Below are 21,237 nucleotides of genomic sequence, written 5' to 3'. Positions count from 1 at the left end.
GGCGGCGCGGGCGCGCTCGCCGGAAAACAGCGGGTCGCGCGCCGCGCGCACCCGGCGTTCCACCTCGCCCTCCAGGCGCCGGGCGACGGCCAGCCGCTCCTCGGCCACCGCGATGGCGGCCTCTGCGGCCAGGGCCTCAATCCACGCCGCCTGCACCTCGGCCAGCAGATCCAGCGCGCGGACCGAGGCCCGGCTGCGCGCCACCGCCAGTTCGGCTCGGGCCACGTCCACGCGGGCCTCCCGTTTTCCGCCGCGCTCCCAGGTCTGCTCGTAAAAGAGCGTGGCTTCGGAGCGGTCCGCCAGGCCGATGTCGCCGCTTCCGGCGAAGTTCTCCAGGTCGGCGCCCAGGCTGGGGTTGGGTCGAACCCCGGCCTGTCGAATTCCGGCCTGCGCGGCCTGCATGCGCGCGGCGGCGGCGGGGCGGGATGGGTCAAAGGCCGCGGCCCGCGTCAGGGCCTCGGGCAGGGTCAGGGGCTCGGCGAGCGCGTCGAAACTGACCGTCGCGAACAGGAAGGCGCAGGCCGTCAGCAGACGGCGGGACGGCGCCCCTGGGCGCACGTCGAAAGGCTTTGGCATGAAGGGTCACTCAGCAGACGTGGATCGGCCCACGTCGGGCGACGCGGGGGCTCAGACGCGGACGGCAAGGCCTTTGGGAGGACGTTCCGGACCCGGTGAGCCCGGACTGACGATCAGGTGGTCCGACAGTATGGCCAGACGGTCTCCGGCGCTCGCCCCGAGCACGCGCCGCCCCTCGACACCCACGACGAGGCCCTGCGGGCCATCGGCGTGATGATGGTGGCCGCTGCCGGGATCATGGTTCGTCTCGGTGTCGCCGTCCTGATGGTGATCGTCGAAGGACAGCTCGTTGAAGCCGCCGTGCTCATGATGATGCGACGCCTGGCCCTGGTGCTGCACCCCGTCCAGCACGCTGGCGGCCGAGGCGGTGGCGTAGAGCAGCGCCAGCGCGATGCAGAACATCGTGACAAGCGTCTTGAACGAAGAGGTCATCAACCGGCTCACACCGCAGGACTACGGCGTCTGAGGCTGAGTCTCAAGTCGGGCCCGGAACCGGCGTCCAGATCACTTGGTCGATCCGCGCCGCGCCCGTCGCCAGCATCACCAGCCGGTCGAAGCCCAGCGCCGACCCGCTGGCCTGCGGCATCACCGCCAGCGCGGCCAGGAAGTCCTCATCGATGGGATAGCGCTCACCATAGATGCGCTGCTTCTCATCCATTTCGACGGTCAGACGACGCACTTGTTGGTCAACATCGGTCAGTTCGCCGAAGGCGTTCGCCAGCTCCACGCCGCACGCATAGAGCTCGAAACGCTCGGCCACCTTGGGGTTTCCGGGTTTCGGCCGCGCCAGGGCCGCTTGGGCGATCGGGTACTCGGTGAGCAACGTCGGTCGGCCCATTCCGAGGTGCGGTTCGATCTTCTCCACCAGAATCCGGGACACGATATCGGACCAGGTGTCGTCGTCGGCCACCCGGACGGGCGCCTGATCCGCCAGCGCCGAACGGTCGACTGTTCCATCCGTGGCCACCGACATGAGCAGGTCGACCCCCGCCCACCGCTCGAAGGCCTCGGCCACCGTTACGCGCTCCGCCTCGGCGAAGGGGTCGCAGGCATGGCCCCGGAACCGCAGGGCCTCGGCCCCCACCGCCTCGGCCGCCAGCGCCAACAGGCTCTGGCAGTCGTCCATCAGGCGCTCATAGGGCGCCTCGGCCCGATACCACTCCAGCATCGTGAACTCAGGATGGTGCAGGGCGCCGCGCTCGCGGTTGCGCCAAACCTTTGCGAAATCAAAGATCTTCGTCTCCCCCGCCGCCAGCAGCTTCTTGCAGGCGAACTCCGGTGAGGTGTGCAGATAAAGCGGCGAGCGCTCGCCATCGGTCGTGATCGCCTCGGTGGCGAAGGCGTGCAGATGGGCCTCGTTGCCCGGCGAAATCGCCAGGGCGGCCGCATCGACCTCGGTGAATCCCTGGCCCTCGAACCAGCCCCGGACGGCCCTCTGGATGGCGTTGCGCCCCATCAGGAACGGCCTGCGATCCTGATGGTTCTCGGGCCGCCACCAGGGCGAGGGCAGGGGAGAGGTCAAGATCGCGGCTCCAAGACGCTGGCGATCCTGGCCCGGATCGCTATAGGAGCGCAGGAACCTAGCACAACGCGCCGGCCGATGGCCCGCCGCGACCAAAGGACGAATGACTTGCCAAAGGTAGCCGCCAGCTCGCTCCGCAAGGGCGCCGTCGTCGATATGGACAACAAGCTCTACGTGGTGCTCAGCGCCGAGAACATCCACCCCGGCAAGGGCACCCCGGTGACCCAGCTCAACATGCGGCGCATCTCTGACGGCGTGAAGGTGTCGGAACGCTACCGCACCACGGAATCGGTGGAGAAGGCCTTCGTCGACGAGCGCGACCACACCTTCCTCTACCAGGACGGCGACGGGTTCCACTTCATGAACCCCGAGAACTTCGACCAGCTGACCGCTCCTGAGGACGTGATCGGCGACGCCGCGCCCTACCTGCAGGAGGGCATGATCGTCCAGCTCTCGACCCATAACGACGTGCCCATCGCCCTGGCCCTGCCGCGCCTGGCCACCTTCGAGATCGTCGACACCGAGCCGTCGGTGAAGGGCCAGACCGCCTCGTCGTCCTACAAGCCCGCCGTGCTCTCCAACGGCCTGCGCACCATGGTCCCGCCCTATATCGCGCCCGGCACCCGCGTGGTGATCCTGACCGAAGACGGCTCCTACGTGGAACGCGCCAAGGACTAGGATTTCTGACCTGGACGGGTGGCCGAGTGGTTTAAGGCAGCGGTCTTGAAAACCGCCGTGGGTGAGAGCCCACCGTGGGTTCGAATCCCACCCCGTCCGCCAACCTAGCGCGCCAGCACATCCTCGATGGTGTTGCGCAACTGGCGGTCTGAAAGCGGCTTGAAGAGAACCGCTGCAGGATGATCGCTGTCGATGCGCGCCATGGTCGCCGGCTCCCGCGACCCGGTGATGAAGATCACCTTCGAGCCCACGGTGTCGTAGATCGCCAGGGCGGCGTCGACGCCGTCCTTCTCGCCCCGCAGGCGCATGTCCATCAGGACGATCCTGGGCCGGTGCGCCTGAGCCTCGGCGATGGCGTCATCGGCGGTAGCGGCGATCGCGCAGACCACCTTTCCCATTTCCTCGACCTGAAACCGCAGGCCCTCGGCGATCAGGAATTCGTCTTCGACGATCAGGACGCAATCGGCCAGGTCGCTCAAGGAGCCACCGGCGCGGCCAGGCGAATCTCGCACCGGGTCCCATTCTCCGTCCGCACCGACATCGCGCCTCGCATCTGCGCCACCAAGCCCTTGATAATACTCATGCCCAAACCCGCCCCCGCGCTGTCGCCAGACGCCCCCCCCGCAGGATAACCGGCGCCGTTGTCTGAGACGATAAGCGCAATGCCGCCATCTTCGCCACGTTCCAAAACCACTTCGATTATCCCAGGGCCGTCGGGGAAGGCGTGCTTGAGCGCGTTGGTCACCAGCTCGGTCACCAGCAGGCCCAGGGGAATGGCGAAGTCGAGGCCGACCTCGAGAGGAATGGCCTCGACATTGAGTTCGATGTCTTGGTCCGCTCCGCCCTCCACCACATTGGTGGCAAGTTCCTGCAGGAAGGGAGCGACATCGAAGGTGTTGAGATTGGCCGATCCCATCAACTGGTGGTGCACCAGGCCCAGGGCGTAGACCCGGCTGCGCAGGCTCAGCAGGGCCTCCTTGGCCGCAGGATCGGAGGTCTGGCGGGCCTGCATGACCAGCAGACTGTCGACTACCTGGAGATTGTTCTTCACCCGGTGATAGACCTCGCGCAGCAGCAGGTCGCGCTGGGCCAGGGCGGCGGTCCGCGCCGCGACCATGGCCTCCAAATCCTGCTTCGCCGCTTCCAGGGCCGCCTGCGCCTTGTGGCGGTCATCGACGTCCTCCACCACGCCAATGGAAAGCAGCGGCTGGTTGGTGTCCGGATCGCGCACGATGGAGCCGGACAGCCGTCCCCAGACCGGCTGTCCGTCGCGCCTCAGATAGCGTTTCTCACGGTGATAGGTGCTCACCTCGCCCGAGAGCAGGCGGGCGTATCCCTCTCGTCCCTCATCGCGATCTTCAGGCCAAGTGAAGCTCCAACCGTCCTGGCCGATAAGCTCCTCGGGCTCATAGCCCAGCATCTGGGCGAAGGCATGGTTGACCCGGATATACTTCCCAGTGACGGGATCGGTCTGGATCTTGCCGACCGCGGCAGCCTCAAAGCTGGCTCGGAACTCGGCCTCGCTCCGCGCCAGAGCCTGCTGGGCCTGGGATCGTTCCGCCAAGGCTTCCGTCAGCTGGGCGTTCGCGCGCTCGAGTTGTCCCGTGCGCTCAGCGACTCGCCGTTCGAGCTCGAGGTTAGAGAGGCGCGCTTCCTGCTCGCTGTCGCGCAGGCGCAGGTTCAGCTGCTCCAGCTGCGCCGTGGAGGGCAGGGCGGCGACGCGGGGGATCAGCGGCCACAGAATGCCCGCCGTGGCGATGGACAGGATCGCGGTGAGAAGCTTCAGCAGCCCCTCCACCCCGTAGGCTGGCACCCACAGCGTGAAGATGGAGAATAGATGGGTCGCGCCGCAGGCCAGGATGAAGGCCACGAAAAGATAGGCCACCCAGCCATACTCCAGGTCGGGACGCCTCCGGACGAAGGTGGCGATCGCCAGCGGAATGGAGAAGTAGGCCAGGCCGATCACCACGTCGGAGCCGGCGTGCAGGGCCACCAGGCCGGGCGCCCAGCTCAGGCAAAACCCATGTGGCGTCAGGCCTGACGGGTTCAGAAGCCAGTCCCAGATCGACATGCCAGACCTCACAAACCATCGGGGAGGCGAGATTGGGATATCGCAATGCGCGAAGTCTACGCCCCACCCGCAAGGGTATATTGGCTCCGGGAGATTCGACGCAGGATTAACGGATTAACCTTCTTCCTTAACCGCCGTTCAAACCCTTACAGGCACTGTCGATGCCAGAACCGCGCGCTGGGGGGCGCGTGGGAAGAAGGATTCGCGGCCATGAACGCCCATCGTTACAACGCCAAGGCGCGCACTCTCGCTATCATATTGATGTCCGGCGCTGCGCTCGCGGCCTGCGCCACGCCCCACCCCAGACTTGCCAGCAAGCTGCCGGACGCCACGACCGGCGGGCCGCCTTCCGGTGCGGGCGGCCGCTACAAGGTGGGTGCGCCTTACCAAGTGGCAGGCATCTGGTACGTGCCGCACGAAGATCCTCACTACAACGCCACCGGCACGGCCTCCTGGTACGGCAACGACTTTCACCTGAAGCCGACCGCCAACGGTGAAACCTTCGACATGAACCTGGTGTCGGCGGCTCATCCGACCCTGCCGTTGCCATCGATGGTCGAGGTCACCAATCTCGACAACGGCAAGGTGCTTCAGGTCCGCGTCAATGACCGTGGCCCCTTCGTCGGCGGTCGGGTGATTGACCTCAGCCAAGAAGCGGCGCGCCAGCTTGGTTATGACCGCAAGGGTCTGGCCAATGTCCGGGTCAAATACGTTGGCCCCGCCCAGCTAGGCGGTCCAAATGCCGCCCAGCGCGACGCGAGCAATGTCGCACCGCCTCCTGCTTACTCGTCGCCCAACTACATTCCGCCAGCCTATTCCGCGCCCTTGCCGACCTACCTACCACCAGCGCCCGTCTCCGTGGCGGCCGCCAGTCTGCCGCCGATCACCGGCGCGGCCATCGCCTCGACACAGATTCCGCCGGTGTCCTCGGCTGCGCCCGTCTACAGCAGCGCGCCCAGGATGATCCCCGCCAACGCCTACCGAATCCAGGCGGGCGCCTTCAGCGACCGGAGCAATGCGCAGCGCGTCGTGGACCAGCTTTCCGCCGCCGGGCAGGCGACGATCGAGCCGATCCAGCGGGGCGATGGCGTCACCCTCTACCGTGTCGTCGTGCAAGGCGGAGTCGACGAAGGCGAGGCCTGGGGGCTGCGCGACAAGGTGGCCTCCTACGGATTTGCCGAGGCTCGGGTCCTGAGGCCCTTCTAAACCGCCCCAGATTCAAAAGTGGAGAGCGCGCCGGGCGAGTTAGCCGGTTTTTCACTTAGTCCCGGCGCTCTCTAGGCCTCGACAAACCGCGCGAACCGGCCATGTTGCGCCGGTGTCGCGTGGCAAGTTCATCACCTTCGAAGGCGGGGAGGGCGCTGGGAAATCCACCCAGGTCCGACGCCTTGTCGCGCGCCTGGAGGCTGCGGGCGTCGAGGTCGTCTCCACCCGCGAACCGGGCGGGTCGCCGGGCGCCGAGGCCATCCGCGCCCTGGTCCTCACCGGTTCCGCCGACCGCTGGAGCCCGGTAACCGAGACGCTACTGATGTACGGCGCCCGGCGCGACCACATCGAGCGGACAATCATACCTGCCCTCGAGCGCGGCGCGTGGGTGGTGTGCGACCGTTTCGCCGATTCGACCCGCGCCTATCAGGGTGGGGCCGGTGGCGTGGCGCCGGAGCTCATCGCGGCCCTGGAGCATCACGTCCTGGCGCAGGTCCGTCCCGACCTGACCCTGGTCTTTGACCTCCCCGTGGAGGTGGGGCTGGCCCGTGCGGACACCCACGCCACAGAGTCGGGCCACTCCGAGACGCGGTTTGAGTCCAAGGGGGCGGCCTTCCACGAACGCCTGCGCGCCGCGTTCCAGCAGATCGCGGCCATTGAGCCCGACCGCTGTGTGCTCGTGGACGCCGCCGACGGCATTGAGGGGGTCGACGCCGCCATCTGGGCGGCCGTCACCGGCCGGCTGCCAGTCCATGGCTGAGAACATTCCGCACCCGCGCGAGGTGTTCCAGCTGCAGGGCCATGAGGCGGCTGAGGCCTCCTTCGAAGCCAGTCGCGCCCGGGGGCGCCTGCACCACGCCTGGCTGCTGACCGGGCCTGAAGGCGTCGGCAAGGCCACCTTCGCCTATCGCGCCGCACGTCGCCTTCTTGGAGCGCCTGCCGCACTGGAGTACGGCCCCCTGGGTGCTGATCCGGGCCATCCCGTCAGCCGGCAGATGATGGCGCGCTCCCATCCCGATATCCTGGTGTTGGAGCGGGTCGGCGAGGACGGCAAGCCGCGCAAGGTCATCCCGGTCGACGAGGCTCGCAAGCTCTCGGAGTTCTTCTCCAAGTCGCCGGCCAGCTCTCCGCATCGGGTGGCGATCATCGACGCCGCCGACGACCTGAACACCAACAGCGCCAACGCCGTGCTGAAGACCCTGGAGGAGCCCCCGCCCAGCGGAATTCTGCTGCTGATCTCCCACTCGCCGGGCCGGCTGCTGCCCACAATCCGCTCCCGCTGCCGACGGTTGACCTTCCACGGCCTTTCGGAGGGCGACACCGCCGCGTTTGTCCAGTCGCGCACCAGCGCCAACGCCGAAGACGCCATCCGCCTGGCGCGCATGTCGGTGGGGGCGCCGGGCCGGGCCTGGGCGCTGGCCAATGCCGGCGCCGTGGCCATCGACGACGCGGCCAAGGACCTGCTTCGGGACCTGCCTCAGGTGGACGAGGCCGCGGCCCTGTCTCTGGCCGACAAGTTCCGGGGCGGGGAGGGCGCCAACCAGTTCAATCTGCTGTTTGAGCGACTGGCCGAACGGGTCCATGCCCGCGTCCTCGCCCAGGCCCATGACGGCTTCACCGGCCTTGATCGCTGGGCCTCGGCATGGGAGACGCTGCAGCGCCTGCCGCGCGAGGTTGAAGCCGTGAACCTTGATCGCGCGGACGCCCTGTTCACGGCGCTTTCCGAACTGCGTGACGCCGCGCGCGCCTGAGCCCGTCATGCTGATCGACAGTCACGTCAACCTGCACGCCCCGCAATTCGACGAGGACCGCGACGCGGTGATTGAACGTGCGCGCGCCGCCGGGGTCGGTCTGATGGTCAATATCTGCGACAGGATTCCGAACTATCCGGCGGTGCGGGCGCTCGCCGATCATCCCGACATCTGGTGTACGGTCGGCGCCCATCCCCATGAGGCCAAGGACCACACCGACCTGACGGCTCAAACCCTGATCGACCATGCCGCCGATCCACGCGTGGTGGGGATCGGCGAGTGTGGCCTGGATTTCCACTACGACCTCAGCCCCCGCGACCTGCAGGCCGACGTCTTCCGTCAGCACATCATCGCGGCCCGCGAGACCGGCCTACCCCTGGTGGTCCACACCCGCGAGGCCGACCAGCTGATGGGCGACATCCTCGAGGAAGAGCATGCGAGAGGGCCGTTCGCCCTGTTGATGCACTGCTACACTTCTGGGCCTGAACTGGCGGCGCGGTGCGCGGCGCTGGGCGCCTGGTTCTCGGTGTCCGGCATCGCCACCTTCAAGGCCGCTGAGGACGTCCGCGCCGTGGTCCGCGAGATGCCGGCTGACCGGATCATCGTGGAGACCGACTGCCCCTATCTGGCGCCGGTGCCGCACCGGGGCCGCCGCAACGAGCCGGCCTACATTTCCGACGTGCTCGTCAAGTTGGCGGAGGTTCGGGGCTGGGGCCGTGAGGAGGCCGAGCAGCGAACCGAGGATGCCTTCTTCAGCCTTTTCCAGAGAATTCCGCGGCCATGAGTGGGGCCCTGGAGTTCACGATCCTGGGCTGCGGCTCTTCCGGGGGTGTCCCAAGGGCCGATGGCGACTGGGGTGCGTGCGATCCGGAGAATCCAAAGAATCGCCGCCGCCGGTGCTCGCTGCTGGTACGACGCACCGCCGAGCCTCCGGAGGCCGCCACCACCTTGATCGTCGACACGTCGCCCGACCTGGTCAGCCAGACCTCGGACGCGGGCGCAAGGCGGATGGACGCCGTGCTGTTGACCCACGACCACGCCGACCAGATCCACGGCATCGACGATATCCGCGCCTTTTTCATACGCCAGCGGGCGCGTATCCCCTGCCATGCCGACGAGGCCACGGCGGTCTCGGCCAAGCGCCGGTTCGGCTACATCTTCGAAGGGGAGGGTGGCTACCCCGGCATCGCCGACCTGCGGCTGATCCCGCCGCATGGTCAGGCCTGGGATGTGCCCGGGCCATCCGGCGCAATTCCGGTCGTCACCTTCGACCAGGACCATGGCGGGGTCCGATCGGTTGGCTATCGGTTCGGTGACGTGGCCTATTCCAGCGACGTGGTGAACCTGGACGAGGCGGCCTTCGCGGCCCTCTCGGACCTGGATGTCTGGATCGTCGACGCCCTGCGCTGGACGCCCCACCCCACACACGCGCACGTGGCGCGGACTCTGGAGTGGGTTTCGCGTCTGAAACCGCGCCGCACGATCCTGACCAATATGCATATAGACCTCGACTATGAGCACCTGAAATCCAAGCTGCCGCCAGGCGTCGAACCGGCCTTCGACGGGTTGCGGTTTGAACATCAACTCAACGGCACATTCTTCTGATGTCTTCGTCGCTTAAGCTTGGTTTTCTCGCGTCGAAGAATGGCTCGTCCTTCCGCGCCATCGTGGGGGCTATCCGAGACGGGCGGCTGCCTGCTGAGCCCCGACTTGTCGTCAGCAACAACCGCAAGAGCGGCGCGCTTGAGTTCGCCGCAGCGGTGGGCGTGCCTCACCTGTGGCTCCCCACCGAGCGCGATCCGGCCGCAGCCGACCTGGCTCTGCGAGACGCCATGACGTCAGCGGGCGTCGAGCTGATCGTGCTCTCCGGCTATCTGCGCAAGCTGGGACCCGCCACCCTGTCGCGCTACCGCAACAGGGTCATCAACATCCATCCGGGTCGCCTGCCGGAGTTTGGCGGAGAGGGCATGTATGGCCGCCGCGTCCACGAAGCGGTGATCGCCGCCGGAGTCCGGGTGAGCGGCGCCACCATCCACCTTGTCGACGAGGAGTACGATCGCGGGCCGGTCCTGGCCCAGCGCGACCTGCCCCTTGATCCCGGTGAGACGGTCGACAGCCTGGAGGCGCGGATCACCGCCCTCGAGCCGCTGTTCTTTGTGGAGACCCTTCTGGCGGTCGCCACCGGCCGGCTTCAGCTGCCCTAGAGTTCCATCCCGGCGTGGCGCCGCAACTCACGGCCGAACCGCCGGATTGAGATGGTGTTGCGAATGATGTGATCGGTGAAGTTCGGAGCCGGGGCGTCGAAGTTCGGCTTGAGAGATCCGTCCTTGCTGCTTTCTCGCACCAGCCCCCGGGCGATCAGGTCCTCGACCTTGCGCCGCACTGTTTCCTTGGGAATGCCGGTCGTTCGCGAGACCCCGGCGCGGGAAATGCCCTGAGCGTTCACAAGGCCCATCAGGTCCGGATCCACCGCCGAATCGAAACCGCCCGCGCGGAATACCCGGCCAAGACTGGTGGCCAGAATGGTCAGATAGACAACCAAGCCGTTGTAGTCGGCGCCGAATTCCTTGTTCATGTTGCAGGCGATGCGCAGCAGCAGCTCGGCGGTGATGATCGCGGCGATCTTCTCGTTAGGCTCAAGGGTTTGCTCGCCGACGTTCATCCTTAAGTCCCCCTGACACAGTGAAGCTTCGCGTCTTGTGGCACGCGAGATGTCACTGTCAATGTTATGCCCGTTTCGGGTATAGTGCGCGGGCGAACCGGGATCAGGCAACCGCAGCCTTGGCGCGGCCGGGAACGGGCAGGGGATTGCCTGCCGCCTTGGCGCGCTTTTCGCCACGCGCGATTTCGCGACGCAGGTCTTCCACATAGATGCCGAAGTCCACCTGAATGGTGTGGCGTTTAGCTTGGTAGTATTGGCCCAGATGGGTTTCCTCATCCTTGATGATGAGCCGCTCCATCTCGGCGGGCGGCGGCGGCATGTATCGGCCGGCCAGATAGGCCGCGGCTAGCTTGCTCTGTTGTTCGGCGAAATTCACCAGCGTCGGCAGGGGCTGCGCCAGCGCCATGTAGAACAGGTTCGGCACACCGGGCTTCATCATCCGCTTGAACAGCGGCAGGCGGTGATCTGCGTCGGGGACCAGATCGGCATCGTCGAAGAACGGGAAGCGCATGTCGTAGCCGGTTGCGAAGACAATGGCGTCGACATCCTCCACGGTGTCGTCGGCGAAGCGCACGCGCCTGCCCTCCAGAGCCTTGATAGCCGGCTTGAACTTGATGTCGCCACAGCCGGCGCGGGTCAGGAACTCGCCGCTCACCGAGGGGTGGGCCTCCAGAGGTTCGTGGTCTGGCTTCGGAAGACCATAATCCTCCATGTTTCCAATGGTTTTCTTGATCATCTTGCGGGCCATAGAGAGGCCGAGCTTGCGCGGCATCCAGGCGGGCATGGCCGATTTGTCCGAGGGCTTGCCGTTGACGTACTTGGGCAGCACCCAAACGCCCCGGCGGGCGGAGACCCAGAGAGTCTTGGCGATGGGCCGCTGGGCGAGTTCCGAGGCGATATCCATCGCCGAATTGCCCATGCCGACCACGACGACATTCTTGCCGCGCATGTCGACGGGGTCGAAGGGGTCGGAATAGGCGTGGCTGTGCAAGGCCGCGCCGTCGAACGTGCCCGGATATTCCGGTATGCGCGGACTCCAGTGGTGACCGTTGCAGACGAACAGCACGTCGTAGGTTCTTGTTTCGCCAGTGGAAAGAGTCACATCCCACAGGCCGCCGGGGGTGCGGCGCGCCAATTTCACACCTGTGTTGAAGGTGATGGTCTCGCGCAGGCCGAAGTGATCGACGTAGTCCTTGAAGTACTGCAGGAGCTGGGCGTGATGCGGGAAGTCGGGCCAGTCGGCCGGGACCGGGAAGTCCTCGAAAGCCAGGCGCCATTTCGAGGTGTCGATGTGCAGGCTCTCGTAGCAGGCCGACAGGCCGTTGGGATTCTTGAAGTACCAGTTGCCGCCGACGTCATCGGACATCTCGAAGCAGTCGTACTCGATCCCGAAATCCTTGAGGCGTTTCGCCGTCGTGAAACCGGAACAGCCAGCGCCGATGATGCAGGCCCTTGGCAACGGGCTCCTGGCGTAGCTCCTGGAGGATCGCTGTTGCGTGAGCCTAGCCAGAGCCACGAGTTAGCGTCAAAGGTCACCCGACGGCATTCCCCAGCGCCAGGGCATAATTTCTGATAATATTCCTTAGGCGAAGAAAGAGTATCGCGAAATTGGCTCCAGCCGACGGGCTTCCCTACCTCTTCGATGCGCAGATCTCTTCATAGGCGGCCTGCAGTCGTTCCAGGACGGCTGAGCTGCTGGCCGAAGCGTTCAGGTGGCGTGCGCGAAGCTCGGCCATCAGCTCGTCCCACATCGCATGGCCGCCTTCCTCGAGAAGCTGGGCGCGGATCGACAGTTCCTCGGACGCCGGCGCATGCCGTCGGCCCCAGGCGCCCATCTGGGCGAGCAGCGGCACGAGCTGGATCGCGGGCTCGGTCAGGCTGTAGATCACGCTCTGGCGATGCCGCGGGTCATCGGCCCGGGTCAGCAGGCCAGCCGCCACCAGCCGCTTGAGCCGGTCGGCCAGGACGTTGGAGGCGATGCCCTCCTCCGACCGGGTCAGGAGTTCGCGATAACGGCGCCGGTCGCCGAAGATGACGTCGCGGATGACGATCAGGCTCCAGCGATCTCCCAGAACCTCGAGGGTCAGGTTGATCGGGCAGCCCGAGCGATGTGTGTCCGTCAATGGCGGCTCCTACTGCTTGCAAAATAGGATCAGTCGATCTAATCCGCAATGGCTCGTGATCCACCGCAGGCCGGAGGCGCCCCCGATGTCGTTGACGCTCTATTCCCACCCGTTCTCATCCTACTGCCAGAAGGTGCTGATCGCGCTTTGGGAGAACGATATCCCCTTCACCTATCGGCACCTGGAAGACGCCGGCGCGGGTGATGAACGCGCGGCGCTTTGGCCGTTGGGCCGCTTTCCGGTGCTGGTGGACGACGGCCGGACGGTGGCTGAATCCAGTATCATCATCGAGCACCTCGACCTGCATCATCCCGGACCCACCCGATGGCTGCCCGAGGACCGAGATGCGGCCCTGGAGGTCCGCTTCATGGACCGCTTTTTCGACCACTACATCATGACGTCGATGCAGAAGCCGGTGTTTGAGTCGTTGCGAGCCGACGGCTCGCGGAAGCAGGAAGCGATGGCGGAGGCCAGCCAGGAGCTTGAGACGGCCTATGGTTGGCTGGAAAAGCGTCTGGAAGGACGCGCCTGGGCGACAGGAGACAGCTTCACCATGGCCGACTGCGCCGCAGCGCCTTCCCTATTCTACGCCGATTGGGTTCACCAGATCGGCCCGCATTTCCCGGTGCTCCGAGCCTATCGGTCGCGGCTGCTGGCGCGCCCGTCCTTCGCGCGCGCTGTGGAGGAGGCGCGGCCCTATCGGTCCTACTTCCCGCTGGGCGCTCCCGACCGCGATTGAGGCGGGCGCGTCACGCATCAACACGGCAGGATCGGTCTGGGACCGATTGGGATAGGTTGGCGCCATGAGTCCTCCGGTGCTGTCCCTCGCCACCCTGCGCAAATCCGTTCCGGGAGGCCGTGTGTTGTTCGAGGGGCTCAACCTCGACGTCGCGCCGGGCGAGATCGTCGCCATCATGGGCGAGTCCGGGGTTGGCAAGTCCACCCTGCTCAATCTGATCGCCGGGCTGGACCAGGCCGACAGCGGCGGCGTGGCCATTGACGGCGTGCGACTGGAGAGCCTCGACGACGACGGACGCACCCGGATGCGCCGAGACCGGATCGGCTTCGTCTTCCAGGCCTTCCACATCCTGCCCCACCTGACCCTGGCCCAGAACGTCGCCCTGCCCTTGGTGTTGCAGAACATTGATGGCGCGGCGGCGACCGCGCGGGCCACCGCGATCCTGGCGTCCATCGGCCTGCCGAACCGGGCCGGAGATCGGCCCTCGCAGCTTTCAGGTGGGGAACTGCAAAGAGTGGCGCTGGCTCGCGCCCTGGTCCACCGCCCTGCCCTGGTCCTGGCCGACGAGCCGACGGGCAACCTCGATCCGGAGACCGCCGCGCGGATTTTGGATCTGTTCGTCGCTGAGGTGCGTGGGTCGGGCGCGGCGGCGATCCTGGTGACTCACTCCGAGCGCGCCGCCGCTGTGGCCGACCGCATTCTGAACCTAACCGCAGCAGGCCTGGTCCATGCCGGCTGAGCGGCGGCCCCTGAGCCGTACCGCGCTCACCTGGATGATGGTCGGCGAGTGGCGGGCCCACCCAGGCCGGGTGATCACGGCGGCGCTGGCCATCGCCATCGGTGTGGCTCTGGGTTTCGCGGTCCACATCATCAACGGCTCGGCCCAGAATGAACTGGCCCAGGCGGTGCGAACGGTGAACGCCGACGCCGATCTGCAGGTCCATGCCACGACGCCGCTAGGGTTCGACGAGACGCTCTATCCGGCCTTGGCGCGGGCGCCGGGGATCGTAGCGGCCAGCCCTGTGGTGGAACTGTCGGCGCGATTTGGGACGGGACCGTCGCGTTCGCTGGAAGGTGGCGGCCTCACCCTGTTGGGGATCGACCCGTTACGCGCTGCGTCGGTCACCCCGACCCTGTTGAGCCAGGGCGCCTCGCCCCCCATAGAGGGCGCGGGCGGTTTCGTGCCCGAGAGCCTGTTCGATCCCCGCGCCATCATGCTGTCGCAGGCGGCGCTCGCGGCAAGCGGGCGCAAGGTGGGCGAGGCCGTAACCATCACGGCCGCCGGCCGCAGTGTGGATTTCGTGGTGGCCGGGGTCCTGTCCGGCGCGGCGTCGGAGCAGCAGATCGCGGTCCTGGATATCGCCACAGCCCAGTGGCTGTTCGGCAGCCTGGGACGCCTACAGCGCGTTGACCTGAAGTTCTCGCCCGGCGCAAATCCGGCCACCGTCGAGGCCAGCCTGCGCGACCGGTTGCCGGCCGACGCCCAGATCGTCACCGCCCAGTCTGAAGCTAGGCGCGGCGATAACCTCACCAGGGCCTATCGGGCGAACCTGGAGATGCTGGCCCTGATGGCCCTGCTGACGGGCGGTTTCCTGGTCTATTCGGCTCAGTCGCTGTCGGTGGCGCGCCGGCGGCCGCAGTTCGCCCTGCTGAGGGTCTTGGGCCTGGAGCGGCGCGGACTGCTGGCCCAGGTCTTTGTCGAGGGCGCTCTGGTGGGTGGGGTGGGGGCCGCGTTGGGCCTGGCGCTTGGCCTCGGCGTCGCGGTCGGAACCCTTCAGTTTCTCGGCGGGGATCTCGGCGGCGGCTATTTCAGAGGGACAACCCCGGACCTTGTGGTCACGCCCCTGCCCGTCCTGGTGTTCTTCGCCTTGGGCCTGGTGGCGGCCCTTCTGGGCAGCCTGCTGCCGGCGCTGGAAGCCGCGCGCGCCCAGCCCGGCATCGCGCTCAAGGACCTCGGCGACAAGAACGACCCGAACGCCAAGCCCGCGGCGTGGTTGGGGCTCGCCCTACTGGCGGCCGGCGGCGGAGCGGCCATTCTTCCGGCGGTCCGGGGACTGCCGCTGTTCGGCTATCTGTCCATTGGCCTGATGCTGGCCGGCGGCGTGGCGGCGATGCCCTGGCTGGCCCGCGTGCTGATAACACCGTTGCAGCGGGTGGGCCGCCGAAACGTCTCCATCGACCTGGCCGTCAAGCGGTTGTGGGGTGCGCCGGACCAGGCGGCGGTGGCGCTCTGCGGGATCGTCGCCAGCACCAGTCTGATGGTGGCCATGGCGGTGATGGTGGCGAGCCTGCGGGGCTCGGTGGACGACTGGCTGACTGAAATCCTGCCGTCAGACCTGCTGTTTCGGGTGGAGAGCGGCGGTTTCGACGCGGAAGCCAGGGCGCGAATCGCCCGCGCGCCCGGCGTGGGCGATATCCTGTTTCAGAGAACGCTGCCCCTACGGCTCGCCTCCGATATGCCTCCGTTGATCCTGCTGGTCCGTCCCGTGGACAAGGCGAAACCCATGGCCAGTCTGCCGATGATCGGACGTAGCGCGGAGGCCCCAGAGGGCGTGACGCCGGTCTGGCTCTCCGAGCCCGCCGCACGGCTATACGGCCACAAGGTCGGCGAGCAGATGGTCCTGCCCATGGGGGGTGGTAATCCCCAGGTCTTCGTGGCCGGCATCTGGCGCGACTATGCTCGTCAGTCTGGCGCCATCGCCATAGATCAGGCCGACTATACCCGGCTCACCGGTGATGATCGCCGCACCGAGGCCTCCCTGGATTTGAAGCCCGGGACGACCTCCGTCAGCGCCGCTCAGGCTATCCGGGCCGCCCTACCTCCGGAAATGGCGGCGCAGGTGCAGTTCTTCGAGACTCGGCAGATGCGCGCCATCGCGCTGAGATTGTTCGACTCCAGCTTCGCCCTGACCTACGCCCTCGAAGCCATCGCCATCGTGGTCGGCCTTGCGGGTGTGGCTGCGACGTTCTCGGCCCAGACCCTGGCGCGGACCAAGGAGTTCGGGATGCTGCGTCATGTGGGGGTCCTGCGTCGCCAGATCATCCTGATGCTCGCCACCGAGGGCGCCTTGCTGGGCGCTGTCGGGGTGGTCTCGGGCCTGGCCCTGGGGCTGGCCATGAGCCAGGTGCTGATCCACGTCGTGAACCCCCAATCCTTCCACTGGACCATGGAGACCCGGCTGCCGCTGCCGCTGTTCGCTAGCCTTGCCATAGCCCTGGTGGCGGCCGGCGCGGGGACAGCGGTGCTGGCCGGACGTAGAGCGCTTTCGGCCGATGCGGTTCGGGCCGTGCGAGAGGATTGGTGATGCCCCGCGCCTTCAAACTCGCAGGTCTGGGGCTGATCGCCTGGATGCTCACGGCTGGTGCTCCGGACAAGCCAGTGCTGCCGGTCTTCCCGGAGGTCCGCGCCGGACAGGCCTTGAGCTTTCCCGCCGACCACGGCGCCCACCCCGACTATCGAACCGAGTGGTGGTATGTCACGGGATGGTTGAAGACCGAGGATGGCCGCGATCTCGGCTTTCAGGTCACCTTTTTCCGCAGTCGCCTTTCGGTAGACCAGCGCAATCCCAGCGCCTTCGCCCCCAAGCAGATTCTGTTCGCCCACGCCGGGCTTTCAGACCCCAAGGTTGGCGAGCTCCTCCATGACGGTCGAATGGCCCGCCAGGGCCTGGGACTGGCGGAAGCCTCTACCACCGACGCAGACATCATGATTGACGGCTGGCGCCTAAAACGCCGTTCCGACGGGCGGTTCGTCGCCAAGGCGGTGGGCGCCGACTTCACCCTCGATCTCGCCTTCACCCCCAGTCAACCGGTCTTGCTGCAGGGCGAGCGGGGGTTCAGCCGCAAAGGTCCCCTGCCCGCTCAGGCCAGCCATTACTACAGCATCCCCCACCTCAGGGTGTCGGGCTCCGTGCTTCAAGGGCGCAAGCAGATGAAGGTGACCGGCCAAGCCTGGCTGGACCACGAATGGTCTTCCACCCTGCTGGACCCAAAAGCCGTGGGTTGGGATTGGGTGGGGTTGAACCTGGACGACGGTGGAGCGCTCACAGCGTTCCAGGTGCGGGACGCAGCTGGGAAACCCCTCTGGTCGGGGGGCTCGTTGCGTTCCCCCGATGGTGTGACTTCACGCCTCGGACCGAACGACGTGGGGTTCACGACCGAGCGCATCTGGCGCTCGCCTCGGACCGGCGGCCGCTATCCGGTTCAGCGCGAACTGGTGGTCAGAACCCCGACCGGCGCGCGGCGCTGGCGCCTGTCCCCGCTGTTCGACGACCAGGAACTCGACAGCCGGCGCACGGGCGGCCCGGTCTATTGGGAGGGCGCGGTTCGCGCTCCTGGTGGGCATGGCTATTTGGAACTGACGGGCTACGTCTCGCCGCTGAAGATGTAAAATAGCGGCCCCGCTCGGCAGAATTTCGACGCCTGAACATTAACCACAAGCCAACAACGCCTTGCCCTTGGGCGATATTCGTGAGAAACATCCCGCATCGAATTTCGACTTGGCGCGGCATGCGATTTCGGCTCACCCCGGTGAGGCCCCGAAGTTACCCTCCCTACCATCATGAATTTTGATTCTGCGGCGGCGCTTTGTCAGCCGAATACACTATTGCTAGGACTAAACGACTATGGCTACCGGTACTGTTAAGTGGTTCAACGCGACCAAGGGCTTCGGTTTCATCGAGCCTGAAAATGGCGGCGGCGACGTGTTCGTCCACATTTCGGCTGTTGAACGTTCGACCCTGGGCTCGATCCACGAAGGTCAAAAGCTCAACTACGAACTCGAACGCGATCAGCGAAGCGGCAAGATGTCGGCTGGCCAACTGACTGCGGCTTAAGACGAACCGGACGTCCGCAAGCGCGGAGTCCTGAACGTCCAGACGGGCCGGCCTTGCGCCGGCCCGTTTTCGTTTTGTCTGTCTGTTTTGAGACAGCCCCATGAAAGACCCCCGGCGGGCCGGGTTTGTGCTATGGTTCAGGCCGCTCCTAAGAGCCCTGTCGGCGCGCCGCCCACCCCGCCGACCTGCCCGACGCGTCCCATGGTTGGGATCCCTCGGGGAAGAAAGGCGAATGATGATCAAGTCCTACAAGGTTGCAGCCACCAGCACCCGCGGTCCGACCATTGAAGACCTTCGCGCTGCGGTGACCAAGGCCGAGGCCGATGGCGTGTCACGCGACACCATGCTGCTTCGCCTGACCTTCCGTGACGAATCGCTGATCAAGCGCAGCCCGGAAGTCGGCCTTGATGAGGTCAGTTTCGTCGACGGCGAAATGCGTTTCGTCGGCGTCCGCGTGAAGGTGGGCAACATCCCCCTCAGCCTGCTGGATCTCGACCCGCAGCCCGATCCCGAGCCGGTCGCGCCGCCGGTGAAGGTCAAGAAGACCCGCGCCAAGGCCAAGCCCAAGGTCGCAGCCGAAGCCACCGCCGCTTAAGGCGAGCGTCGCCACAGTAAGGCCACGCTTGGGCGCCTCCATGGCGCCCTGGCGGCTGAACCCCATATCCGCCTGACATCGCTTCATCCCGCCGGAGCCGTCTCATGCGCCATCTTGTCCTGACCTCCCTCGCCATCCTGGCCGCGGGCACGGCCACGGCTGCGCCGCTTTCCACTGTAGGCAGCGTCGAGGTCACGATCTCTCCGGAGCTCCAGAAGAAGGCCGCCGACGAGCTGGGCTTGAAGGACGTGGACCGGCTAGCTGCCGAACTGCGGCGGGACGTCACTCGAGAGCTGGAGCGCACCGGGGTCCTGGCCGGTGGCCGATTGGAGCTGGTGCTCACTGATGTGCGGCCCAATCGGCCCACCTTCCGGCAGCTCGGAAACCAACCAAGCCTGTCCCATGAGAGCTTCGGGATTGGCGGGGCCACCATCGACGGCCAGGCGGTCTCGGTGAACGGCGAGGTCACGCCCATCCATTTTCGATGGTACGGGAGCGACATCCGCGAGGCCTGGACCAAGTCCACCTGGTCTGACGCCAACTATGCCTTCGACCGCTTCGCCTACCGCTACGGTCGCGGCGAGTCGTACGCTGCACGCTGAACCGACGGAATCGGGCTTGCCTGGCCTGGGGCCGCGCGGTCAGATCAGTGCGCGCCGGAGTCGGCCGTCTCGCTTTCACACCAGGATTTTCCACAGATGGTTCCGGCCGAACGCCCGATAGATCGGCTCCTGGCCATCATGGCTCGGCTGCGCGATCCCGCCGGCGGCTGCGAGTGGGACCTCGAGCAGACCTTCGCGACCATAGCGCCCTACACGGTGGAGGAAGCCTATGAGGTGGCCGACGCCATCGAACGCAAGAACCTGACCGATCTGCGGGACGAACTTGGAGACCTGCTGTTCCAGGTGGTTTTCCATTCACGCATGGCGCAGGAGCAAGGCGTTTTCGGCTTCGACGACGTGGTCCTCGCGATCTCGGAGAAGATGATCCGGCGCCACCCCCACGTCTTCGGCGCTGAGGCCCAGCGCACAGCGGCCGAACAGACCCAGGCCTGGGAAGTCATCAAGGCCCAGGAACGCGCCGGAAAAGGCCTCAGTGACAGCCTCCTTGATGACGTGCCTGCGAGCTTTCCGGCTCTCACCCGCGCCGTGAAGTTGTCGCGTCGAGCGGCCACCGTGGGCTTCGTCTGGCCAACAATAGGTGAGGTGGTGGCCAAGCTCGACGAGGAGGTCGCCGAGCTGAAGGTCGAGATCGCCGCCAATGACCGCGCCAAGGCGCGTGCCGAACTGGGTGACGTACTGTTCGTCGTGGCCAATATCGCGCGCGCCCTGGACATCGACCCGGAGGACGCCCTGCGCGCCACCAACGCCAAGTTCACGCGGCGGTTCCGCCATATCGAGACCGAGTTGAAGGCCCGCGGCAAGACACCGGAACAGTCGAATCTGGCCGAAATGGACGCCCTTTGGGACTCCGCCAAGGCGGCCGAGAAAGCCCGCGGGTGAGCACCGATCCCGCAACCTGGGACGGCCTTGCCCAAGCCCGGGCCAATCCGCGGTTCCACGCAGCCATCGACCTTGAGGCCAAGCTGGCGCGGGACGCCTACCACGCCTTGCCGGAAGGGCACCGATGGCTGCTGGGAGATCGGGGGCGATTCAACATGGGGCTGATCGCCTTGCTCCTGGCGGGCAGCGGTACGCTCACGGCTCAAAATCTCAGCCAAATGTCCAAGGCCCGCGGCATCGGGAGCGCGGGCCGGGCGCTGAAGTATGTCGAACACCTGCTGCGCTATGGCCTGGTCAGCGCGGAACCGGGCGATGGCCGCTGGACGACTCACGGCCTGATCCTCGGTCCAATTCTGATCGGGCACTATCGGGCGCGTTTCCGTGCGATGCTCGAGGCGATGCGACTGTTCGATCCCACTGTGGCGCCGGTCCTGGAACTGATCGAGACCGACGAGTTCCTTCCCCTGTGCCTTACCCTAGCCGGGGCGAACGGAGACAATTCCGAATTGGCACGCCAGATCTATGCTGACGGCCTGGGCCTGTTCTTAGAACGGGACTGCGGAATGTTGATCCTGATGGACCTGATGTTGACCCAGCCGGCGGGCAGAGCACAGCCGCTGGAACGGGCGCCGCTGTCGCGCTACGGCCTGGCTCGAGACTACGGCGTCTCCCGGGCGCACATCAACAAGCTGCTCGCCGACGCAGGGGTAGCGGGCCTGCTGACGCTTGAGGATGACGGGTGCGCCGTGGTGTTTTCTCCGCGGCTGTCGGAAGTGTTGGAACTGCACACCGCCGCGATCTTCCTCGGTTTGCGGACCGGCATCGCGCAATACATGGCGAGCCGGCCCGCAGCGCGAGACTAACCCCCCCGGGCCAGCATCGCGGACCACTCTGGAGCGAGTGATGCCGTGGATCGCGGAGTACGTCCGAGGCTAAGCCCCGGAACGGCCAGACTATTTCGTTCACCGCAGGTAGGG

The 21,237-nt window shown here is 66.4% G+C and carries 24 protein-coding genes and 1 tRNA gene; 17 read left to right on the top strand and 8 right to left on the bottom strand.

Translation table 11 applies throughout. The annotated features are described in order from the left end of the window. The 3 genes from AAC997_RS11725 to epmA all read right to left on the bottom strand — a co-directional run. Positions 1-576: TolC family protein (locus AAC997_RS11725; protein ID WP_340645878.1), on the bottom strand; the 576-nt coding region annotated here is incomplete at its 3' end. A 51-nt stretch (positions 577-627) separates the two neighbouring features. After that, positions 628-1,008: a hypothetical protein gene (locus AAC997_RS11720; protein ID WP_340645877.1), complete on the bottom strand. Its 381-nt coding sequence runs from the start codon at positions 1,006-1,008 to the stop codon at positions 628-630. A 43-nt stretch (positions 1,009-1,051) separates the two neighbouring features. Next, the gene (gene epmA, locus AAC997_RS11715) at positions 1,052-2,098 is read right to left on the bottom strand and encodes an EF-P lysine aminoacylase EpmA (protein WP_340645876.1); all 1,047 of its coding nucleotides are present in this window, start codon (positions 2,096-2,098) and stop codon (positions 1,052-1,054) included. Between the two features lie 108 nt (positions 2,099-2,206). On the opposite strand from epmA, the gene efp reads away from it, so the two are divergent. Continuing rightward, positions 2,207-2,776: an elongation factor P gene (gene efp / locus AAC997_RS11710; protein WP_215340680.1), complete on the top strand. Its 570-nt coding sequence runs from the start codon at positions 2,207-2,209 to the stop codon at positions 2,774-2,776. 12 nt (positions 2,777-2,788) lie between these two features. Then, a tRNA-Ser gene (locus AAC997_RS11705) sits at positions 2,789-2,878 on the top strand. A 2-nt stretch (positions 2,879-2,880) separates the two neighbouring features. Here the strand turns inward: AAC997_RS11705 and AAC997_RS11700 are convergent. Both AAC997_RS11700 and AAC997_RS11695 read right to left on the bottom strand, forming a co-directional pair. Continuing rightward, entirely contained in the window at positions 2,881-3,255 is a 375-nt protein-coding gene (locus AAC997_RS11700; protein ID WP_340645875.1) for a response regulator, read from the bottom strand. After that, positions 3,252-4,847, bottom strand: coding sequence for a PAS domain S-box protein (locus AAC997_RS11695; protein WP_340645874.1), 1,596 nt, complete (start codon positions 4,845-4,847; stop codon positions 3,252-3,254). The genes AAC997_RS11700 and AAC997_RS11695 overlap by 4 nt, the downstream gene beginning before the upstream one ends. 210 nt (positions 4,848-5,057) lie before the next feature. On the opposite strand from AAC997_RS11695, the gene AAC997_RS11690 reads away from it, so the two are divergent. The 6 genes from AAC997_RS11690 (at position 5,058) to AAC997_RS11665 (ending at position 10,008) form a co-directional block, all read left to right on the top strand. Next, the gene (locus AAC997_RS11690) at positions 5,058-6,053 is read left to right on the top strand and encodes a septal ring lytic transglycosylase RlpA family protein (RefSeq protein WP_340645873.1); all 996 of its coding nucleotides are present in this window, start codon (positions 5,058-5,060) and stop codon (positions 6,051-6,053) included. 112 nt (positions 6,054-6,165) lie between these two features. Beyond that, on the top strand, positions 6,166-6,813 hold the full coding sequence (gene tmk, locus AAC997_RS11685) for a dTMP kinase (protein ID WP_340645872.1): 648 nt from the start codon (positions 6,166-6,168) through the stop codon (positions 6,811-6,813). Then, positions 6,806-7,804 (top strand): DNA polymerase III subunit delta', encoded by a 999-nt coding sequence (locus AAC997_RS11680; protein WP_340645871.1) that lies wholly within the window; start codon positions 6,806-6,808, stop codon positions 7,802-7,804. The genes tmk and AAC997_RS11680 overlap by 8 nt, the downstream gene beginning before the upstream one ends. 7 nt (positions 7,805-7,811) lie before the next feature. Then, a complete protein-coding gene (locus tag AAC997_RS11675) occupies positions 7,812-8,588 on the top strand; it encodes a TatD family hydrolase (RefSeq protein ID WP_340645870.1) in 777 nt (258 codons plus the stop codon). Further along, positions 8,585-9,409: an MBL fold metallo-hydrolase gene (locus AAC997_RS11670; RefSeq protein WP_340645869.1), complete on the top strand. Its 825-nt coding sequence runs from the start codon at positions 8,585-8,587 to the stop codon at positions 9,407-9,409. The genes AAC997_RS11675 and AAC997_RS11670 overlap by 4 nt, the downstream gene beginning before the upstream one ends. Beyond that, on the top strand, positions 9,409-10,008 hold the full coding sequence (locus tag AAC997_RS11665; protein ID WP_340645868.1) for a phosphoribosylglycinamide formyltransferase: 600 nt from the start codon (positions 9,409-9,411) through the stop codon (positions 10,006-10,008). The genes AAC997_RS11670 and AAC997_RS11665 overlap by 1 nt, the downstream gene beginning before the upstream one ends. On the opposite strand, the gene AAC997_RS11660 is transcribed toward AAC997_RS11665, so the two are convergent. The 3 genes from AAC997_RS11660 to AAC997_RS11650 form a co-directional block, all read right to left on the bottom strand. Next, complete coding sequence (locus tag AAC997_RS11660; RefSeq protein WP_340645867.1) at positions 10,005-10,466, bottom strand: hypothetical protein; 462 nt, start codon at positions 10,464-10,466, stop codon at positions 10,005-10,007. The genes AAC997_RS11665 and AAC997_RS11660 overlap by 4 nt on opposite strands. Positions 10,467-10,569: 103 nt before the next feature. Then, a complete protein-coding gene (locus AAC997_RS11655; RefSeq protein WP_340645866.1) occupies positions 10,570-11,925 on the bottom strand; it encodes an NAD(P)-binding domain-containing protein in 1,356 nt (451 codons plus the stop codon). A gap of 172 nt (positions 11,926-12,097) precedes the next feature. Further along, the gene (locus AAC997_RS11650; RefSeq protein WP_340645865.1) at positions 12,098-12,589 is read right to left on the bottom strand and encodes a helix-turn-helix domain-containing protein; all 492 of its coding nucleotides are present in this window, start codon (positions 12,587-12,589) and stop codon (positions 12,098-12,100) included. Positions 12,590-12,674: 85 nt separating this feature from the next. Here AAC997_RS11650 and AAC997_RS11645 point away from each other — a divergent pair, with 85 nt between their 5' ends. The 9 genes from AAC997_RS11645 (at position 12,675) to AAC997_RS11605 (ending at position 21,123) form a co-directional block, all read left to right on the top strand. After that, positions 12,675-13,328 carry a glutathione S-transferase family protein gene (locus tag AAC997_RS11645; RefSeq protein ID WP_340645864.1) on the top strand — a complete coding sequence of 218 codons (654 nt, stop codon included), beginning with the start codon at positions 12,675-12,677 and terminating at the stop codon, positions 13,326-13,328. A 64-nt stretch (positions 13,329-13,392) separates the two neighbouring features. Then, positions 13,393-14,067, top strand: a complete 675-nt coding sequence (locus AAC997_RS11640; RefSeq protein ID WP_340645863.1) for an ABC transporter ATP-binding protein — start codon at positions 13,393-13,395, stop codon at positions 14,065-14,067. Beyond that, positions 14,057-16,633, top strand: a complete 2,577-nt coding sequence (locus AAC997_RS11635) for an ABC transporter permease (protein WP_340645862.1) — start codon at positions 14,057-14,059, stop codon at positions 16,631-16,633. The genes AAC997_RS11640 and AAC997_RS11635 overlap by 11 nt, the downstream gene beginning before the upstream one ends. Further along, a complete protein-coding gene (locus tag AAC997_RS11630; protein ID WP_340645861.1) occupies positions 16,633-17,718 on the top strand; it encodes a carotenoid 1,2-hydratase in 1,086 nt (361 codons plus the stop codon). Before AAC997_RS11635 ends, AAC997_RS11630 begins: the two co-directional genes overlap by 1 nt. Before the next feature lie 235 nt (positions 17,719-17,953). Further along, complete coding sequence (locus AAC997_RS11625) at positions 17,954-18,163, top strand: cold-shock protein (protein WP_215340550.1); 210 nt, start codon at positions 17,954-17,956, stop codon at positions 18,161-18,163. Positions 18,164-18,395: 232 nt separating this feature from the next. Then, positions 18,396-18,758, top strand: a complete 363-nt coding sequence (locus AAC997_RS11620) for a hypothetical protein (protein ID WP_340645860.1) — start codon at positions 18,396-18,398, stop codon at positions 18,756-18,758. A 104-nt stretch (positions 18,759-18,862) separates the two neighbouring features. Next, entirely contained in the window at positions 18,863-19,360 is a 498-nt protein-coding gene (locus AAC997_RS11615; RefSeq protein WP_340645859.1) for a hypothetical protein, read from the top strand. A gap of 96 nt (positions 19,361-19,456) precedes the next feature. Then, the gene (mazG, locus tag AAC997_RS11610) at positions 19,457-20,260 is read left to right on the top strand and encodes a nucleoside triphosphate pyrophosphohydrolase (protein ID WP_340645858.1); all 804 of its coding nucleotides are present in this window, start codon (positions 19,457-19,459) and stop codon (positions 20,258-20,260) included. After that, a complete protein-coding gene (locus tag AAC997_RS11605; protein WP_340645857.1) occupies positions 20,257-21,123 on the top strand; it encodes a hypothetical protein in 867 nt (288 codons plus the stop codon). Before mazG ends, AAC997_RS11605 begins: the two co-directional genes overlap by 4 nt. Positions 21,124-21,237 lie beyond the last annotated feature (114 nt).

This window comes from Phenylobacterium sp. (assembly GCF_037968635.1).
In the GTDB taxonomy this organism is placed as follows: domain Bacteria; phylum Pseudomonadota; class Alphaproteobacteria; order Caulobacterales; family Caulobacteraceae; genus Phenylobacterium.
The sequence above is the reverse complement of the archived record's forward strand: the minus strand, read 5'-3'. Positions and strand labels throughout refer to the sequence as shown.

Coding starts and splice junctions, on each gene's coding strand:
- AAC997_RS11665 (WP_340645868.1), top strand. CDS start 9,409: ATGTCTTCGTCGCTTAAGCTTGGTTTTCTCGCGTCGAAGAATGGCTCG.
- AAC997_RS11695 (WP_340645874.1), bottom strand. CDS start 4,847: ATGTCGATCTGGGACTGGCTTCTGAACCCGTCAGGCCTGACGCCACAT.
- AAC997_RS11630 (WP_340645861.1), top strand. CDS start 16,633: ATGCCCCGCGCCTTCAAACTCGCAGGTCTGGGGCTGATCGCCTGGATG.
- AAC997_RS11645 (WP_340645864.1), top strand. CDS start 12,675: ATGTCGTTGACGCTCTATTCCCACCCGTTCTCATCCTACTGCCAGAAG.
- AAC997_RS11720 (WP_340645877.1), bottom strand. CDS start 1,008: ATGACCTCTTCGTTCAAGACGCTTGTCACGATGTTCTGCATCGCGCTG.
- AAC997_RS11675 (WP_340645870.1), top strand. CDS start 7,812: ATGCTGATCGACAGTCACGTCAACCTGCACGCCCCGCAATTCGACGAG.
- AAC997_RS11680 (WP_340645871.1), top strand. CDS start 6,806: ATGGCTGAGAACATTCCGCACCCGCGCGAGGTGTTCCAGCTGCAGGGC.
- AAC997_RS11635 (WP_340645862.1), top strand. CDS start 14,057: ATGCCGGCTGAGCGGCGGCCCCTGAGCCGTACCGCGCTCACCTGGATG.
- mazG (WP_340645858.1), top strand. CDS start 19,457: ATGGTTCCGGCCGAACGCCCGATAGATCGGCTCCTGGCCATCATGGCT.
- AAC997_RS11615 (WP_340645859.1), top strand. CDS start 18,863: ATGCGCCATCTTGTCCTGACCTCCCTCGCCATCCTGGCCGCGGGCACG.
- AAC997_RS11640 (WP_340645863.1), top strand. CDS start 13,393: ATGAGTCCTCCGGTGCTGTCCCTCGCCACCCTGCGCAAATCCGTTCCG.
- AAC997_RS11670 (WP_340645869.1), top strand. CDS start 8,585: ATGAGTGGGGCCCTGGAGTTCACGATCCTGGGCTGCGGCTCTTCCGGG.
- AAC997_RS11620 (WP_340645860.1), top strand. CDS start 18,396: ATGATGATCAAGTCCTACAAGGTTGCAGCCACCAGCACCCGCGGTCCG.
- AAC997_RS11660 (WP_340645867.1), bottom strand. CDS start 10,466: ATGAACGTCGGCGAGCAAACCCTTGAGCCTAACGAGAAGATCGCCGCG.
- AAC997_RS11625 (WP_215340550.1), top strand. CDS start 17,954: ATGGCTACCGGTACTGTTAAGTGGTTCAACGCGACCAAGGGCTTCGGT.
- AAC997_RS11690 (WP_340645873.1), top strand. CDS start 5,058: ATGAACGCCCATCGTTACAACGCCAAGGCGCGCACTCTCGCTATCATA.